Consider the following 16,166-nt stretch of genomic DNA (forward strand, 5'->3'; position numbering starts at 1 on the left):
CACCGCTCAGGCACCACCCGCGCCACCTCGGCGCGCCCACGCACCACCCGCGCCTCTTCGGCGCGCCCACGCACCTCAGCACGACCCGGCACCACCCTGCTTGGAAAGAAAGCGCTTCACGCGAACCCGTGCGCGAAGTGCGAACGTACTGAGAACGGAGAACACAGTCATGGCCCAAGCCGCAGCCGTGGCGAAACCGCCCGCGCCACCCCGGCGGCGCCGGGCCTCCGCCACGCCGCGCAGGCTCCCGTACCTGCTGATCGCCCCGGCCGCCCTGCTCATGCTGGGCTTCATCGCCTACCCGGTCATCAGCGTCTTCTACTACAGCCTGCAGAACTACAACCCCACCAAGCCGTGGCGGAACGGCTACGCGGGCTTCGACAACTTCGTCCACGCCTTCACCAAGGACCCGATCTTCTGGGACACGCTGGTCTTCAGCGCCAAGTGGGTCGTCGTCGAGGTCGGACTCCAGCTGCTGTTCGGTCTCGCGCTGGCCCTCATCGTCAACCAGACCTTCGTGGGCCGGGGCCTGGGACGCGCCCTGGTCTTCTCCCCGTGGGCCGTCTCCGGCGTACTGACCTCCGCGATCTGGGTGCTGCTCTACAACTCCCAGACGGGCATCACCCGTTACCTCGCGGACATGGGCATCGGCTCCTACGGCACGAGCTGGTTGTCGGACACCTCCACGGTGTTCCCGGCGGCGGTCGTGGCCGACCTGTGGCGGGGCGTTCCCTTCTTCGCGATCCTCATCCTCGCCGACCTCCAGTCCGTGTCGAAGGACCTGTACGAGGCCGCCGAGGTCGACGGGGCCAGCCGCATCAAGCAGTTCTGGCACATCACGCTGCCGCATCTGAAGGACGCCATCATCCTGTCCACACTGCTGCGCGCGGTGTGGGAGTTCAACAACGTCGACCTGCTCTACACGCTGACCGGCGGCGGCCCTGCGGGGGAGACCACGACCCTCCCGCTGTACATCGCCAACACCTCGGTCGACGCCCACAACTTCGGCTACGCGTCCGCCCTGACCACGGTCGCGTTCGTGATCCTGCTCTTCTGCTCGATGGTCTATCTGCGGCTGAGCAAGTTCGGAGGCGACAACAAGTGAGCGTCAAGGAAGCCACCAAGGCGGCGCCCGCTCCGGTGCGAGACGCCCCCGAACCGCCGCGGCCCACGAAGAGGAACCGCGCCTGGGACGAGGCACCCCGCTGGCAGGTCTACCTGCCCCTGGGCATCTACCTGGTCTTCACCCTCATCCCCTTCTACTGGATCCTGCTCTTCTCGCTGCGCCCGGCCGGCTCGACCTCGCTCGTGCCCTGGCCGATGACCTTCGAGCACTTCGAGAAGGTGTGGACGGACCGCAGCTTCGGCACCTACTTCACCAACAGCGTGCTCGTCGGCGTCGCCACCCTGCTCATGACGACGCTCGTCGCACTGGCCGGCGGCTACGCCCTCGCCCGGTTCGACTTCAAGATCAAGCGGGCGTTCATGCTGGCCCTGCTGTGCAGCCAGTTCGTGCCGGGCGCCCTGCTGCTGGTGCCGCTGTTCGAGATCTTCGCCGAACTGCAGATGATCAACTCGCTGGGCAGTGTCATCCTCGCCGAGACGGTCTTCCAGCTGCCGCTGTCGATGATCCTGATCAGCAACTTCATCAAGAACGTGCCGTACTCCCTGGAGGAGGCGGCCTGGGTGGACGGCTGCAACCGCATGACGGCCTTCCGGATCGTGGTGCTGCCGCTGCTGCGGCCCGGCCTGATCGCCGTCGGCTCGTTCGCCTTCGTCCACTCCTGGAACCATTTCCTGTTCGCCCTGATGTTCCTGAACAACCAGGACAAGCAGACGATCCCCGTCGGCCTCAACTCCCTGATGAGCGCGGACAGTGTCGACCTGGGCGCCCTCGCGGCGGGCGGCATCATCGCGGCCGTCCCGGTCGTGATCGTGTTCGCCTTCATCCAGAAGTGGCTGATCACCGGGTTCAGCGCGGGGGCGGTGAAGGGATGAGAGGCAGACAACTGGCCGTCGCCGCTGGGCTGTTGGCGCTGCTCTGCGTCCCCGCCCACGCCGAGGACCGGGACATCAGCCGCGACACCCTGCCCGCGAACGACGGCTGGGCCGCCGAGGGCGCGGGCACCACCGGAGGCGCCGCCGCCGACGCCGAGCACGTCTTCACCGTCACCGACCGGGCCGGACTGGTCCGCGCCCTCGACGGCGGCAGCGACACCCCGAAGATCATCAGGATCGCCGGGACCATCGACGCCAACACCGACGACGACGGCGACCGCCTGGACTGCTCCGACTACGCCACCGGCGACTACGCCCTGAAGAAGTACCTCGCCGCCTACGACCCCCGCACCTGGGGCTCCGCCAAGCCCAGCGGCCCGCAGGAGGAGGCCCGCCAGGCCTCCGCCGCGCGGCAGGCCGAGCGGATCGTGCTGCCCGTCGGCTCGAACACCACCATCGTCGGCCTCGGCGACTCGGCCGTCCTCAAGGGCGCCAGCCTCCAGGTCAAGGACGCGGACAACGTGATCATCCGCAACCTCGACGTGCGCGACGCCTACGACTGCTTCCCCGTCTGGCAGCCCAACACCGGCGGCCTCGGCGACTGGAAGGCGGCCTACGACACGATCTGGCTGACCGGCGCCACCCATGTGTGGGTCGACCACATCACCGCATCCGACCGGGGCCACCCCGACGCGAAGGAACCCACCTACTTCGCCCGCAACTACCTGCGCCACGACGGACTGCTCGACATCACCAACGGCTCCGACCTGGTGACCGTCTCCTGGAGCCGCTTCGCCGACCACGACAAGGCGATGCTCATCGGCAACGGCGACACCGCCACCGGCGACCGGGGCAAGCTCCGGGTCACCCTGCACCACAACGCCTTCGAGTCGGTCGTGCAGCGCGCCCCGCGCGTCCGCTTCGGGCAGGTGCACGTCTACAACAACCGCTACGACGTCACCGGCGACGACTACCGCTACTCCCTCGGCGTCTCCACCGAGTCGAGGATCTTCGCCGAGAGCAACGCCTTCCACGCCCCCGGCCATGTGGAGGTCGCCGACCTGGTCAAGAGCTGGAACGGCAGCGCCCTGCACCAGAGCGGCACCCTCTTCAACGGCTACCCGGTCGACCTGCTCGCGATTTACAACGCCTACAACTCGGGCAGCGAACGCGATCTGACCGCCGACGTCGGCTGGACCCCCACCCTGCACGGGCGGATCGACAGCGCAGCGGCGGCCGACCGGGCCGTGGCCCGCGGCGCGGGAGCGGGGAGGATCCCGTGACCGGTCGCATCATCGACGCCATGAACACACCACTTCCTGTCGTCCTCGCCGGTGCCCGGGGCCACGGCCGCTGGCACGTCGAGAACATCCGCCGGCTCCAGAAGCAGGGCCTCGTGCGGCTGGCCGGCGTCTGCGAGCTGACGCCGCTGACCGAGGAGGAGCTCGGCGACCTGGGCACGCCCGAGCAGTCCGCCGACTTCGGTGCCCTGCTGGACTCCACCGGCGCGCGGATCGCCGTGATCTGCACACCGATCCCGACCCACACCGACCTCGCGCTCACGGCGGCCGAGCGGGGCGTGCACCTCCTGCTGGAGAAGCCGCCCGCTCCCTCCTACGCGGAGTTCCGCCGCATGGCCGACGGGGTCGCGGCGGCCGGGGTCGTCTGCCAGATCGGCTTCCAGTCGCTGGGCTCGCACGCCCTGTCCGCCATCCGCGCGATGGTCGCCGAGGGCGCGATCGGCACGCTGGTCGGGCTCGGCGGGGCCGGTGCATGGGTGCGCGACGAGGACTACTTCCGGCGGGCGCCCTGGGCGGGCAAGCGGCGGCTGAACGGCGTCGACGTGATCGACGGGGCGCTGACCAACCCCCTCGCGCACGCCGTCGCCACCGCCCTCGCCCTGGGCGGCAGCACCCGCGCCGAGCACGTCGTCGGCATCGAGACCGAGCTGCTGCGCGCCAACGCCATCGAGTCCGACGACACCTCCTGCGTCCGCGTCACCACCACGCAGGGCCACCCCGTGACCGTCGCCGCCACGCTGTGCGCCGAGGAGTCGGACGAGCCGTACGTCCTCGTGCACGGCAGCAGCGGCCGGATCACCTTCTGGTACAAGCAGGACCGGGTGCTGCTCCAGCGTGCGGGGCACGGCCCGGAGGAGTCCGAGCACGGCCGGACCGACCTGCTGGAGAACCTCGTCGCACACCTCACCACCGGCGCGGCCCTGCTGGTCCCGCCGGAGGAGACCGGCGCCTTCATGAAGGTCGTGGAGGCAATCCGCACCTCTCCCGACCCGGCGCCGCTGCCCGACACCGCCTGGCACCGCATCCCCGACGAGAACCGCCGTGTCGTCCCCGGCATCGACGGCCTCGTCGCGGCAGCAGCCGACACCCTCTCCCTCTACTCCGAACTCGGCGCCCCCTGGGCGCTGGCCGCGGAGCATCTCTCTAACGAGGTGAGCACCCGATGACCAGCAACGACACCGCGGTCCTGCGCGTCGCGGGCCGGCCGGTCGGCCGGTACGTCACCCGGCCCGAGCTGCCGGTCCGGCTCTCCCCGCGCCCCTATCTGCATCCCGTCACCACCCTGTCCGGTACGGCGGTCACCGAGCTGAGCCCCGCCGACCACGCACACCACCTCGGCGTCGGTGTAGCCGTTCCCGACGTCGAGGGGTTCAACTTCTGGGGCGGGCGCACCTACGTCCGCGACCAGGGCCCGACCGAGCTGGACAACCACGGCTCCCAGCGGCATGTCGCCTTCCAGCTGCGCGACCCGGACGGCTTCGTGGAGGAGCTGCGCTGGGTGTCGGCGGCCGGTGAGCTGCTGCGTGAGCGCCGTACGGTCGCGGCCACCGAACTCACCGACCAGGCCTGGGCCCTGGACCTCACCTTCTCCCTCACCAACGTCACCAAGGAGCCGCTGTCGATCGGCAGCCCGGCGACGAACGGGCGCCCGGGCGCGGCCTACGGCGGCTTCTTCTGGCGCGCCCGCAAGGAGGACACGCCGCCGGACGTCTTCACCTCCGGCACCGAGGGCGAGACCGAGGCGCACGGCAAGCGCGCCGACTGGCTCGCCCTGGCCGGCTCCGGCTGGACGCTGGTCTTCGCCGGGGCCACCGAACAGACCCGCCGCGACCCGTGGTTCGTGCGCACCGGGGAGTACCCCGGGGTGGGTTCCTCCTTGGCCCACGAGGAGCGGCTGCCGATCCCGCCGGGCGAGACCGTCGTCCGCCGGGTCGTCACCGTCGTCGCCGACGGCCGGCTCGGCCGGGACGCCGCGGCGGCCCTCGTCCGCAAGGCGGTGAGCCCGTGAGCACCGGGACCTACCGCAATCCGATCCTCGACGCCGACTGGTCCGACCCGGACGTCGTCCGCGTCGGCGACGACTTCTATCTGACCGCCTCCAGCTTCGGCCGCGCCCCCGGCCTGCCGTTACTCCACTCCCGCGACCTGGTGAACTGGACCCTGGTCGGACACGCCCTCGAACGCCTCGAACCGGCGGAGGAGTTCGAGCGTCCCCGCCACGACTGCGGCGTCTGGGCCCCGTCCCTCCGGCATCACGACGAACGCTTCTGGATCTTCTGGGGCGACCCCGACCAGGGCATCTTCCAGATCAACGCCCCCGAGATCAGAGGCCCCTGGACCCGGCCGCACCTGCTGAAGGCCGGCAAGGGCCTGATCGACCCCTGCCCCCTGTGGGACGAGGAGACCGGCGAGGCCTACCTCGTGCACGCCTGGGCCAAGTCCCGCTCCGGCATCAAGAACCGCCTCACCGGGCACCGGATGCACCCCGACGGCACCCAACTCCTCGACGAGGGCAAGGTGATCGTCGACGCCGACCGCATACCCGGCTGGTTCACCCTCGAAGGCCCCAAGCTCTACCGGCACGACGGCTGGTACTGGATCCTCGCCCCCGCCGGGAGCGTCGAGACCGGCTGGCAGGGCGCCTTCCGCTCGCGCGGCTTCTTCGGGCCGTACGAGGAGAAGATCGTCTTGGAGCAGAAGGACACCGACGTCAACGGCCCCCACCAGGGCGGCTGGGTGCGCACCGCGACCGGCGAGGACTGGTTCCTGCACTTCCAGCAGCGCGGCGCCTACGGCCGGGTCGTCCACCTCCAGCCCATGCGCTGGGGCCGTGGGGGAGACTGGCCGGTGCTCGGGGACGACGGCGCCCCCGTCGCCGTACACGCGCTGCCCGACCTGCCGCCGCAGCCGCCCGCCGCGCCCGCCACCGACGACGACTTCCCCGGCGGACGGTACGGCCGCCAGTGGCAGTGGACGGCCAACCCGGGCGACGGCTGGGCCACCCAGCACTCCGCCGACGAGCTCAGGCTGACCTGCGTCCGCTCGGCCGACGCCCACGACCTGCGCAAACTGCCCAGCGTGCTCACCCAGCGCCTGCCGGGCGCGCCCAGCACCGTCGAGGTGGAGCTGCGGCTCGACAGCGACGAGCCCGGGGCCCGGGCCGGACTCGCCGTCCTCGGGGACGCGTTCGGCTGGATCGGCCTCCAGCGGGGCACGGACGGCACCGCGCACCTCGTGCACCGGTTCGCCGAGGCGGTCGCGGACGCCGAGCGCGACGCCGCCCACCCGCGGCTCGCGCCCGAGGGCCGGGCCCGGCTGCGCATCGAGATCGGAGCGGACGCCCGCTGCCGCTTCTCGGCCGACACCGGCGACGGCTTCCGCCCCTCGGGCCCGGTCTTCGCCGCCACCCCGTGGCGCTGGGTCGGCGCCCTGCTCGGCCTGTTCGCCCTCGCGCCCACCGGTCAAGGACACGCCGGCGCGGCTAGCTTCACCCGGTTCCGGATCAGCCCCTCGTAACGCACCCGTCGTCGTACGCCTGTTGGGAGCCGCAATGACGCACTTCCGTAGCAAGCGCTTGTCGAGACCGAGGCACGGCAAGGTCGTGGCCGCCGTCCTCGGCCTCGTCGCCGCGCTGAGCCTCGGGGCGATGAGTGACGCCCGGGCAGCGCCCTCCACCGGGGCCGTGCCCGCGGCGGACCGCTGGACCGACCGCCCGCACGGCTTCGCCTCCCTCGCCGGCGGAACCAGCGGCGGCGCGGGCGGCAAGGTCGTCACCGTCACCGACCAGGCCGCGCTGGCCAAGTACGCGGCGGCCGAGGAGCCCTACGTCATCCGCGTCAAGGGCGCCCTGGAGATGGACCCGTTCGGCACGGAGATACCCGTCGCCTCCAACAAGACCATCATCGGCGTCAGCGACACCGCCGAGATCGTCCACGGCGGCTTCACCCTCGACCCCGGCACGCACAACGTCATCATCCGCAACCTCACCATCCGCGACACGGCCATCGAGGGCAACTGGGACTGCAAGGACACCGACTACGACGGCATCCGCCTCGACACCGCCCACCATGTGTGGATCGACCACATACGGTTCTCGCGGATCTGCGACGGCCAGCTCGACATCCGCAAGGACAGCGAGTACGTCACCGTCTCCTACAACCGGTTCACCGACAACAACAAGACCTTCGGCATCGGCTGGACCCCGAACGTCAAGACGCAGATCACCGTCGACCACAACTGGTTCAGGGGCACCAAGCAGCGCAACCCGTCCGCCGACAACTGCGCCTACGCGCACCTCTACAACAACTACCTGTCCTCGCAGCTGTCCGACGGCGACCCCGTGTGGACCTACGGGAACTGGTCGCGCGGCCGGACGAAGATGGTCATCGAGAACAGCTTCTACGACGGCGTCCAGCATCCCTACCAGGCCGACGCCGGCGCCGAGCTGGTGCAGCGCGGCTCGATCCTGCGGAAGACGACGGGCCGGCACGACGCGTGGGGCACGGCGTTCGACCCCCGCGAGTTCTACGCCTACCGCCTCGACCCGGCCGCCGCCGTGCCCGCGCTGGTGAAGCGGTTCTCGGGGCCGCAGCAGCGGATCGGCGGCCCGGTCGTGCTGAACGTCCCGGCCGACCATCCGACCGTGCAGTCCGCCGTGGACGCCGTGCCCGAAGGCAACGACACCCCGGTGACGATCGCCGTCGCACCCGGCACCTATCGCGAGAAGGTGTTCATCCCCGCGAGCAAGCCGCACCTCGTGCTGCGCGGGACCGGGCGCGACCGCTCCGACACCGTCATCGTCTTCGACACGCCCGCCGCGCAAGGGGGTTCGACGGGGAGCGCCACCGTCCGGATCGCCGCGAACGACGTCACCGCGCGCAACCTCACCTTCAGCAACGACTTCGACGAGGCCGCGCACGAGCTCAACGGCGAGCAGGCGCTGGCGATGAAGACGACCGGCGACCGGATCGTCTTCGAGGACACCGCGTTCCTGGGCAACCAGGACACCCTGATGACCGACAGCCCCAAGCTGACCACCGTCAGCCGGGTCTACATCCGCGACTCCTACATCGAGGGCGATGTCGACTTCGTCTACGGCCGGGCCACGACGGTGATCGAACGGTCGGTGATCCGGGCGCTGAGCCGCGGCTCGGCCACGAACAACGGCTACATCACCGCCGCCTCGACCTGGACGGGAAACCCGTACGGATTCCTGATCAGTCGGTCGAAGATCGTGAGTGACGCGCCGGACGGGACCTTCCACCTCGGCCGGCCCTGGCACCCGGGCGGTGAGCCGGAGGCGGTCGCCCAGGTGCTGATCCGGGACACCGAACTGCCCGCCGCGGTCAAGTCCTCCCCGTGGACCGACATGAGCGGGTTCTCGTGGAAGGACGCGCGGTTCACCGAGTACCGGAACCACGGGCCCGGGGCGGGCGTGACCGCGGACCGGCCGCAGATGAGCGACGCCGCCGCGCGGACCCACACCGTCGCGCACTACCTCAAGGGCACGGACGACTGGGCTCCCTACGCCCGCCACCACTGACCCCCCGCACCTTCGCAGCACGTTCTCACAGCCAGTTGGATCCAGAAGAAGAGAGCCGACCAATGAAGATCAGCATTCGCAGAAGCAGGCGCGCCGCCACGGCCGTCGCCCTGGGTGCCGCGCTCGCCCTGACCGTCACCGCCTGCGGCGACGACGGCAGCGGGGCGAGCGGTGACAAGGGCTCCGAGGGCAGCGGCAAGGGCGAGATCGTCTTCTGGGACAACAACGGCGGTGTCCGCACCGAGATCTGGAAGAAGATCATCGCCGACTTCGAGAAGGCCAACCCGGACATCAAGGTCGAGTACGTCGGGATCGCCGCCACCGAGTACCAGTCCAAGGTCGACACCGCCCTCCAGGGCGGCGGACTGCCGGACGTCGGCGGTGTGGGCGCGGCGATGCTCGCCGGGTTCGCCGCGCAGGGCGCGCTGGAGCCGCTGGACGAGCGGCTCGGCGAGTCCTCGCTGAACGGCAAGCTCAACAAGGACATGGTCGAGTCGCTGAAGGCGGCCGGCGGTGGCGACGACAAGCTGTACTCGATCCCGACCTCCGCGAACAACGGTGTGCTGTATTACCGCACCGACCTGTTCAAGAAGGCGGGCCTGGAGGAGCCCACGACGTGGGAGCGGTTCTACGAGGCCGCGGACAAGCTCACGAACGTGGGCAAGAACGAGTTCGGCTACACCATTCGCGGTGGCTCCGGCTCCATCGCCCAGGCGCTGGACGCCATGTACGGGCAGTCCGGGATCACGTCGTTCTGGGACTCCAGCGGTGACAAGACCACGGTCAACGACCCGAAGAACGTGGCGGCGCTGGAGAAGTACGCGGCGCTGTACAAGAAGGTCACCCCGGCGGCCGACCTCAACAACGACTTCACGAAGATGGTCGCGCAGTGGGACTCCGGCACGATCGGGATGCTGAACCACAACCTCGGGTCGTACCAGGACCATGTGAAGGCGCTGGGGGGCGAGAAGTTCCGCGGTATTCCGCAGCCGGTGGGTTCCGGTGGCAAGCGGGTGCAGGTGTCCAACCCGGTGGACGGGCTGGGGCTGTTCAAGAGCGGCAAGAACAAGGAAGCGGCCTGGAAGTTCATCGAGTTCGCCACGTCCAAGGCGGAGAACTCGCGGTTCAACGAGGCGGCGGGGCAGGTGCCGTCGAACACGGACGCGGCGTCGGATGCGTGGATTTCTAAGGCGGAGCCTACGAAGCTGGCCGCCGGGGCGTTGTCGGACGGGTCCACGACGATTGTGCAGCTGCCGTACTACCTGCCCGACTGGAACACGATTTCCAAGGCTGACAATGAGCCGAACTTCCAGAAGGTGCTGCTGGGGAAGATGAGTGCGAAGGAATTCCTGGACACGATGGCTGAGCAGTTGAACGCTGCTCAGGAGGAGTGGGATCAGCAGAACGCGTGATTGCTGGGTTCGTTGTGGGGCGGCCTGTTGCTTGCAGGGTGCGGGCCGTCCCTGGCTTGTCGCGCCCACGCGGCGGAGCCGCAAATTGATACAGCCCCGCGCCCCCAAGAAACATGGAGTTGATCCTTATGTCTCTCAGTCGAAGACAGGTCGCTGCCGCCGCTGTTGCCTCTGTGCCTCTCGCCTTGTCCGGTGCCAATGCGGCACTTGCCACCGGGCATCGCAGCCGCACCCTCTACATCGCCGGTGACTCCACCGCCGCCCAGAAATATGCTGCCGCGGCGCCCGAGACCGGGTGGGGTATGGCGCTTCCGTTCTTTCTTCACCGATCTCGGTCCGTTTCCAATCACGCCGTGAACGGGCGGAGTTCCAAGAGCTTCGTGGAGGAAGGGCGGCTCGATGCGATTCTCGATGTGATCGAGCCGGGGGACTTCCTTCTCATCCAGTTCGCTCACAATGACGAGAAGGCGGAGGATCCCACCCGCTACACCGAGCCCTGGTCGACGTATCAGGAGTATCTGCGGATGTACGTCGACGGTGCCCGGGCCCGTGGGGCGCGGCCGGTGCTGGCCACCGCCGTCGAGCGGCGGAGGTTCGACGCGGCAGGGAAGGCCGTGCCGACGCACGGTGAGTATCCGGCGGCCATGCGGGCGCTCGCCGCCGAGGAGCGGGTCGCGTTGCTGGACATCCAGGCGCTGTCGCTCGCCCTGTGGCAGGAGCTCGGGGTCGAGAAGACGAAGACGTACTTCAACTGGACCGCGACCGAGCAGGACAACACGCACTTCAATCCGCCGGGCGCGATCGCCGTGGCCCGGCTGGTGGCACGGGAGTTGCTGCGGGCCCGGGTGCTCGGGCCGCGCGATGTGTGCCGGCTGGAGGCGGAGATCCCGGAGTCCTGGATCAGCTGGCCCGAGTCCGCCGCGTAACACCCCTCGACACAGAAGAAGGAAGAGAGCCGCACCGTGAAGATTCAGAAGTGTCATGATCACGTCATTGGTAGAGTCGCCCTCCTGGTCGGGTGCACCGCGCTCGTGCTGTCCCTGAGCGGCACCACCGCCCAGGCCGGCCCACGGGACGTGACTCGCCAGACCCTCGGGACGAATGACGGGTGGGGCGCGTACGGCACCGGTACCACGGGCGGCGCCGCCGCCGATGCCGCGCACGTCTACACCGTCACCACCTGGGAGCAGTTCAAGGCCGCCCTGAAGGACGGCGGTTCCGCGCCCAGGATCATCAAGGTGCAGGGGATGATCGACGCCGTCTCCCAGGGCTGCGAGGCCTTCGAGGCCGAGGGGTACGACTTCCAGAAGTACCTCGCGGACTACGACCCCGCCGTCTGGGGGCACGACAAGCCGGTCAGCGGTACCCAGGAGGACCTGAGGGCCGCGTCCGCCGCCCAGCAGGACAAGATCATCAAGGCGAGCGTCCCCGCCAACACCACGATCATCGGCGTGGGCAAGAACTCCGGGATCCTCGGCGGCAGTCTCCAGATCAAGGGCGTCGACAACGTCATCGTCCGTAACCTCACCATCGAGGCCCCGGTCGACTGCTTCCCGCAGTGGGACCCGACCGACGACAACAAGACCGGCGCCTGGAACTCCGAGTACGACGGGGTCGTCGTCTACGGATCCACCCATGTGTGGATCGACCACAACACGCTGACCGACGGCCGTTATCCCGACAGTTCCCTGCCGTCCTACTTCGGCAAGACCTACCAGCAGCACGACGGGCTGGCCGACGTCGTGCGCGGCTCCAACCATGTGACGGTGTCCTGGAACTCGTTCAAGGACCACGACAAGACCATGCTGATCGGCAACAGCGACAGCGCCACCGCCGACGACACCGGCAAGCTCAAGGTCACGCTGCACCACAACCGTTTCGAGGGCATCGTCGAGCGGGCGCCGCGGGTGCGGTTCGGGCAGGTCGACTCCTACAACAACCACTTCGTGGTCACCAAGGGCCAGAAGTGGGGCTATGTCTACGGCATCGGCAAGGAGTCCCGGCTCGTCGCCGAGCACAACGCGTTCACGCTCGCGCAGGGCATCAGCACCGGGAAGATCCTCAAGAAGTGGAACGAGGCGCCGGTCACAGCCAGTTCCAACTACGTCAACGGCAAGGCCGTCGACCTGATCGCCGTGCACAATGCCGAGATCCCCGGGGAGACGCTCCAGTCGGGTGCCGGCTGGACGCCGACCCTGCGGGCCGGTGTCGACCCGGCGAAGAGGGTCCCGGGCATCGTCGACGCCGGCGCGGGCGCCGGCCGCGTGCGCTGACCTGACCCGCCCCTCCTGAACGGGCCGGGGCGGCCCGCATCGCACCCCTGGCCCCGGGGTGCGCCCGCCCCGGCCCTTCCCCCCTCCCGCATTCGCCGTACCGCGAAGGAGCAGCCGCATGCTCTCGCAATCCCGTCTCTCCCTCTCCCGCCGGGGATTCCTCGTCGCCGGCGCCTCCGCGGGCGCCGCCCTCGGACTCGCCGCCGGCCCCGCGCGGGCCGGGACCCGTCCGCGTCCGTTCGGCCGGTACGGCTCACCGGCCGCGCGCCTGACCCCGAAGAGCCTGTATGTCCACCCCGGCGGCGCCGGTGACTTCACCACCGTCCGGGACGCCGTGGCCGCCGCGAACGGGAGCGGACACACCCTGGTCATCGCCCCGGGTGTCTACCGTCAGACGGTCGCCGTCGACCCCGCCCGTACGGAGATGACCTGGATCGGGGCGAGCGAGGAACCCCGTGACGTCGTTCTCGTGTACGACAACGCGGCCGGGACCCCGAAGCCCGGCGGCGGCACGCACGGCACCACCGGTTCCGCCACCACCACCGTGCAGGCCGACGGCTTCACCGCCCGCTGGATCACCTTCGCCAACGACTGGCTGCGCGCCGACCACCCCGACATCACCGGCACCCAGGCCGTAGCCCTCAAGGTCCAGGGCGACCGGTCCGCCTTCCACCACTGCCGGTTCCTCGGCCACCAGGACACCCTGTACGCCGACTCCATGGCGCTGGGCACCTTCGCCCGCCAGTACTTCGCCCACTGCTACGCCGAGGGTGACGTCGACTTCGTCTTCGGTCGGGCCACCGCCGTCTTCGAGCACTGCCACTTCCGGACCCTGAACCGGACCGACCTGTCGGCCGCCCCGTACGGCTTCGTCTTCGCCCCCTCGACGGCCGGTGCCAATCCGCTCGGCTACCTGGTGACCAGGAGCCGTGTCAGCAGCGAGGCTCCCGACGGCCACTTCAAGCTCGCCCGGCCCTGGGTGCCCAGTTCCGACACCACCGCCCGCCCGATGCTCACCGTCCGGGACACCCGGCTCGGCCCGGGCATCGACGCGGTCGCGCCCTACACGAACATGGCGAGCGGCCATCCCTGGCAGTCGATGCGGTTCGCCGAGTACCGCAACACCGGGCCCGGTGCCGTCGTGTCCGTCCCGGAGAACCGGCCCCAGCTCACCCGGGCGCAAGCCGCCTCGCACACCAGGCAGACGTATCTCGGCGACTGGCGGCCCTGTGCGTAGGGCCGCTGCGCTCCTGCTCGGTGTGTGCCTGCTCTGGCCGGCTCCCGCGGCCTCCGCCGCCGAACGCGGGCCCGTCGGCTGGGCCTCCACCGGCACCGGCACCGACGGCGGGGCGGGCGGCAGGATCTGGACGGTGGACACGCGGGCCGAGCTGAAGGAGGCTCTCGCCAACGACGGCGATCCCACCGCCCCCAAGGTGATCCGGGTCGTCGGCGCCGTCTCCGGGCACGAGGCCGACGACGGCTCCCTGCTCGGCGAGCAGGACTACGCGCCCGGATACGACCTCGGCAAGTACATGTCCTGCTTCGGCGAGGACGGCGCCGTCTGGTCCGACACCCGCTTCGAGTACTGCAGGCAGCAGCGGCAGTTGCGCCAGACGGGCTCGAACAAGGAGAAGGCGCAGATCCAGCTCACCGTGCCGGGCAACACCACGCTGGTGGGCGTGGGGCGCGACGCCCGGCTGCTCGGGGTGTTCCTGACCGTCAACACCGGCAGCGACATCATCGTGCGCAACCTCCGTCTGGAGGCGCCCGTCGACCACTTCACCAGCTGGTCCCCGGACGACGGCACCCGCGGCAGCTGGAACGCCCGCTTCGACGCGCTGACCGTGATCACCGGCAAGAACATCTGGATCGACCACTGCACCTTCACCGACGGCCGCTTCCCGGACCGCGAGGCACCCCTCGGCTTCCACGGCGAACGCGTCCAGCGGCACGACGGGCTGCTGGACATCGAGGACGGCTCCGACTTCGTCACCGTCTCCGACAGCCGGTTCGACGACCACGACAAGGCGCTCCTCATCGGCTCGGGCGACGGGCGCGGCGACCGGGACCGGGGGCATCTCAAGGTGACCTTCGCCCGCAACCTGTTCAGCGATGTCGTACAACGCGCCCCACGTGTCCGCTTCGGGCAGGTGCATGTCGTCAACAACGTCCACCGGGGGCGGGCGCCGCTCTACGCCCTGGGCGTCGGCGTGGAGTCCGCGATCTTCTCCGAGCGCAATGTCTTCCGGTATCTGGGCGCTTTACCGTCCGCCGCCGTCGCGGACTACGGCGGTGAGCGGTTCCGGGACACCGGCTCCTGGTTCAACGGCCGGCCCGCCCGGCTGAACGACGTGGCGAGCGGGCTCGGTCTCGGGAGCGATGTCGGCTGGGACCCCGCAGATGTCTACGACTACCGCGCCCTCACCTCCCCGGCCGCGGTCGAACGGTACGTGCTGCGGCACGCCGGAGCCGGGAGGCCGTATGGACGCCCATGAGCTGCTCGGCCGGCGCGGCTTCGTGGTCGGGGCGGGTGCGGCGCTGCTGGCCGGGGGAGCGGTGACCGGGGCGGAGGCGGCGGTCGTGGACGGGCCGCTGCCCGACTTCCACCCGGCGCTGAAGGACGCCCTGACCTTCCCGCTCGCCTGGGGGACGTCCCCGATCCGCGACTTCCGCGCCTGGCGGCGTACCGCCCGGGCCACGGTCGAGGAGCACCTCCTCGTCGAACGGCAGGACCGGGTGCCGTTCGCGCCGGAGTACACCGGGCGGACCCAAGGGAACGGCTACACCCGCGCGTTGGTCACCGTCTCCCTCACCCGGTACGAGCGGGTGCGCGGCGCCCTGCTCACCCCGCACGGCGACGGGCCCTTCCCCGCCGTGCTGCTCCTGCACGACCACGGCTCCAGGTTCGACATCGGCAAGGAGAAGCTCGTCCGGCCCTGGTACGACGACACGCGTCTGGCCTCCGCCCAGGCGTGGGCGGACAAGTACTTCAGCGGACGGTTCGTCGGCGACGAACTGGCCCGGCGGGGCTACGCGGTGCTCTGCCTGGACGCGCTCGGCTGGGGCGACCGCGGGCCCCTCGCCTACGAGCAGCAGCAGGCGCTGGCGTCCAACTTCTACAACCTCGGCTCCTCGCTCGCCGGGCTCATGGCCCGGGAGGACCAGCGGGCCGCCGCCTTCCTCGCGGGCCTCGACCGGGTGGACGCCCGGCGGGTCGCGGCCGTCGGCTTCTCGATGGGCGCCTACCGCGCCTGGCAGACCGCCGCCCTCAGCGACCACATCGCCGCCGCCGCGAGCGTCTGCTGGATGACCGGCCTGAAGGAAATGATGGTGCCCGGCAACAACACGCTGCGCGGGCAGTCGGCGTACTGGATGCTCCACCCGGGGCTCGCCCGGCATCTCGACATCCCCGACGTGGCGAGCATCGCCGCCCCGAGGCCGATGCTGTTCCTGAACGGCGGGCTCGACACGCTCTTCCCCGCCGAGGGCGTACGGATCGCACACGACAAACTGCGTGCCGTCTGGCGTTCGCGCCACGCGGAGGGGCGGATACGGACGAAGACGTGGCCGGAGCTCGGCCACGTCTTCACCCACGCGATGCAGGACGAGGTCGTCAACTGGCTCGACGACGTCCTGTGAG

Annotated in this window: 13 protein-coding genes; all 13 read left to right on the forward strand. The window is 70.1% G+C overall.

All coding sequences use genetic code 11. From position 1 onward, the window contains the following. Positions 1–169 precede the first annotated feature (169 nt). The 13 genes from ACFT4A_RS11570 (at position 170) to ACFT4A_RS11630 (ending at position 16,165) form a co-directional block, all read left to right on the forward strand. On the forward strand, positions 170–1,105 hold the full coding sequence (locus tag ACFT4A_RS11570; protein WP_382828231.1) for a carbohydrate ABC transporter permease: 936 nt from the start codon (positions 170–172) through the stop codon (positions 1,103–1,105). After that, complete coding sequence (locus ACFT4A_RS11575) at positions 1,102–1,998, forward strand: carbohydrate ABC transporter permease (protein WP_382828234.1); 897 nt, start codon at positions 1,102–1,104, stop codon at positions 1,996–1,998. Before ACFT4A_RS11570 ends, ACFT4A_RS11575 begins: the two co-directional genes overlap by 4 nt. Beyond that, positions 1,995–3,281, forward strand: coding sequence for a polysaccharide lyase family 1 protein (locus ACFT4A_RS11580; protein WP_382828236.1), 1,287 nt, complete (start codon positions 1,995–1,997; stop codon positions 3,279–3,281). Before ACFT4A_RS11575 ends, ACFT4A_RS11580 begins: the two co-directional genes overlap by 4 nt. A 20-nt stretch (positions 3,282–3,301) precedes the next feature. Then, positions 3,302–4,465 (forward strand): Gfo/Idh/MocA family protein, encoded by a 1,164-nt coding sequence (locus ACFT4A_RS11585; protein WP_382828485.1) that lies wholly within the window; start codon positions 3,302–3,304, stop codon positions 4,463–4,465. Beyond that, the gene (locus tag ACFT4A_RS11590; RefSeq protein ID WP_382828239.1) at positions 4,462–5,307 is read left to right on the forward strand and encodes a PmoA family protein; all 846 of its coding nucleotides are present in this window, start codon (positions 4,462–4,464) and stop codon (positions 5,305–5,307) included. Before ACFT4A_RS11585 ends, ACFT4A_RS11590 begins: the two co-directional genes overlap by 4 nt. Continuing rightward, a complete protein-coding gene (locus tag ACFT4A_RS11595) occupies positions 5,304–6,815 on the forward strand; it encodes a family 43 glycosylhydrolase (RefSeq protein ID WP_382828242.1) in 1,512 nt (503 codons plus the stop codon). Before ACFT4A_RS11590 ends, ACFT4A_RS11595 begins: the two co-directional genes overlap by 4 nt. Before the next feature lie 34 nt (positions 6,816–6,849). Next, entirely contained in the window at positions 6,850–8,841 is a 1,992-nt protein-coding gene (locus ACFT4A_RS11600) for a pectinesterase family protein (protein WP_382828245.1), read from the forward strand. Between the two features lie 62 nt (positions 8,842–8,903). Then, entirely contained in the window at positions 8,904–10,253 is a 1,350-nt protein-coding gene (locus ACFT4A_RS11605; protein WP_382828247.1) for an ABC transporter substrate-binding protein, read from the forward strand. Between the two features lie 128 nt (positions 10,254–10,381). Further along, entirely contained in the window at positions 10,382–11,179 is a 798-nt protein-coding gene (locus tag ACFT4A_RS11610; RefSeq protein ID WP_382828250.1) for a rhamnogalacturonan acetylesterase, read from the forward strand. A 36-nt stretch (positions 11,180–11,215) separates the two neighbouring features. Further along, positions 11,216–12,526: a polysaccharide lyase family 1 protein gene (locus ACFT4A_RS11615; protein ID WP_382828252.1), complete on the forward strand. Its 1,311-nt coding sequence runs from the start codon at positions 11,216–11,218 to the stop codon at positions 12,524–12,526. Between the two features lie 118 nt (positions 12,527–12,644). After that, on the forward strand, positions 12,645–13,763 hold the full coding sequence (locus ACFT4A_RS11620) for a pectinesterase family protein (protein ID WP_382828255.1): 1,119 nt from the start codon (positions 12,645–12,647) through the stop codon (positions 13,761–13,763). Continuing rightward, positions 13,756–15,021 carry a polysaccharide lyase family 1 protein gene (locus tag ACFT4A_RS11625; protein ID WP_382828258.1) on the forward strand — a complete coding sequence of 422 codons (1,266 nt, stop codon included), beginning with the start codon at positions 13,756–13,758 and terminating at the stop codon, positions 15,019–15,021. Before ACFT4A_RS11620 ends, ACFT4A_RS11625 begins: the two co-directional genes overlap by 8 nt. After that, entirely contained in the window at positions 15,008–16,165 is a 1,158-nt protein-coding gene (locus ACFT4A_RS11630) for a dienelactone hydrolase family protein (RefSeq protein ID WP_382828261.1), read from the forward strand. Before ACFT4A_RS11625 ends, ACFT4A_RS11630 begins: the two co-directional genes overlap by 14 nt. The last annotated feature ends 1 nt before the right edge of the window (position 16,166 follow it).

This window comes from Streptomyces sp. NPDC057099 (genome assembly GCF_042671245.1).
GTDB lineage: Bacteria > Actinomycetota > Actinomycetes > Streptomycetales > Streptomycetaceae > Streptomyces > Streptomyces purpurascens.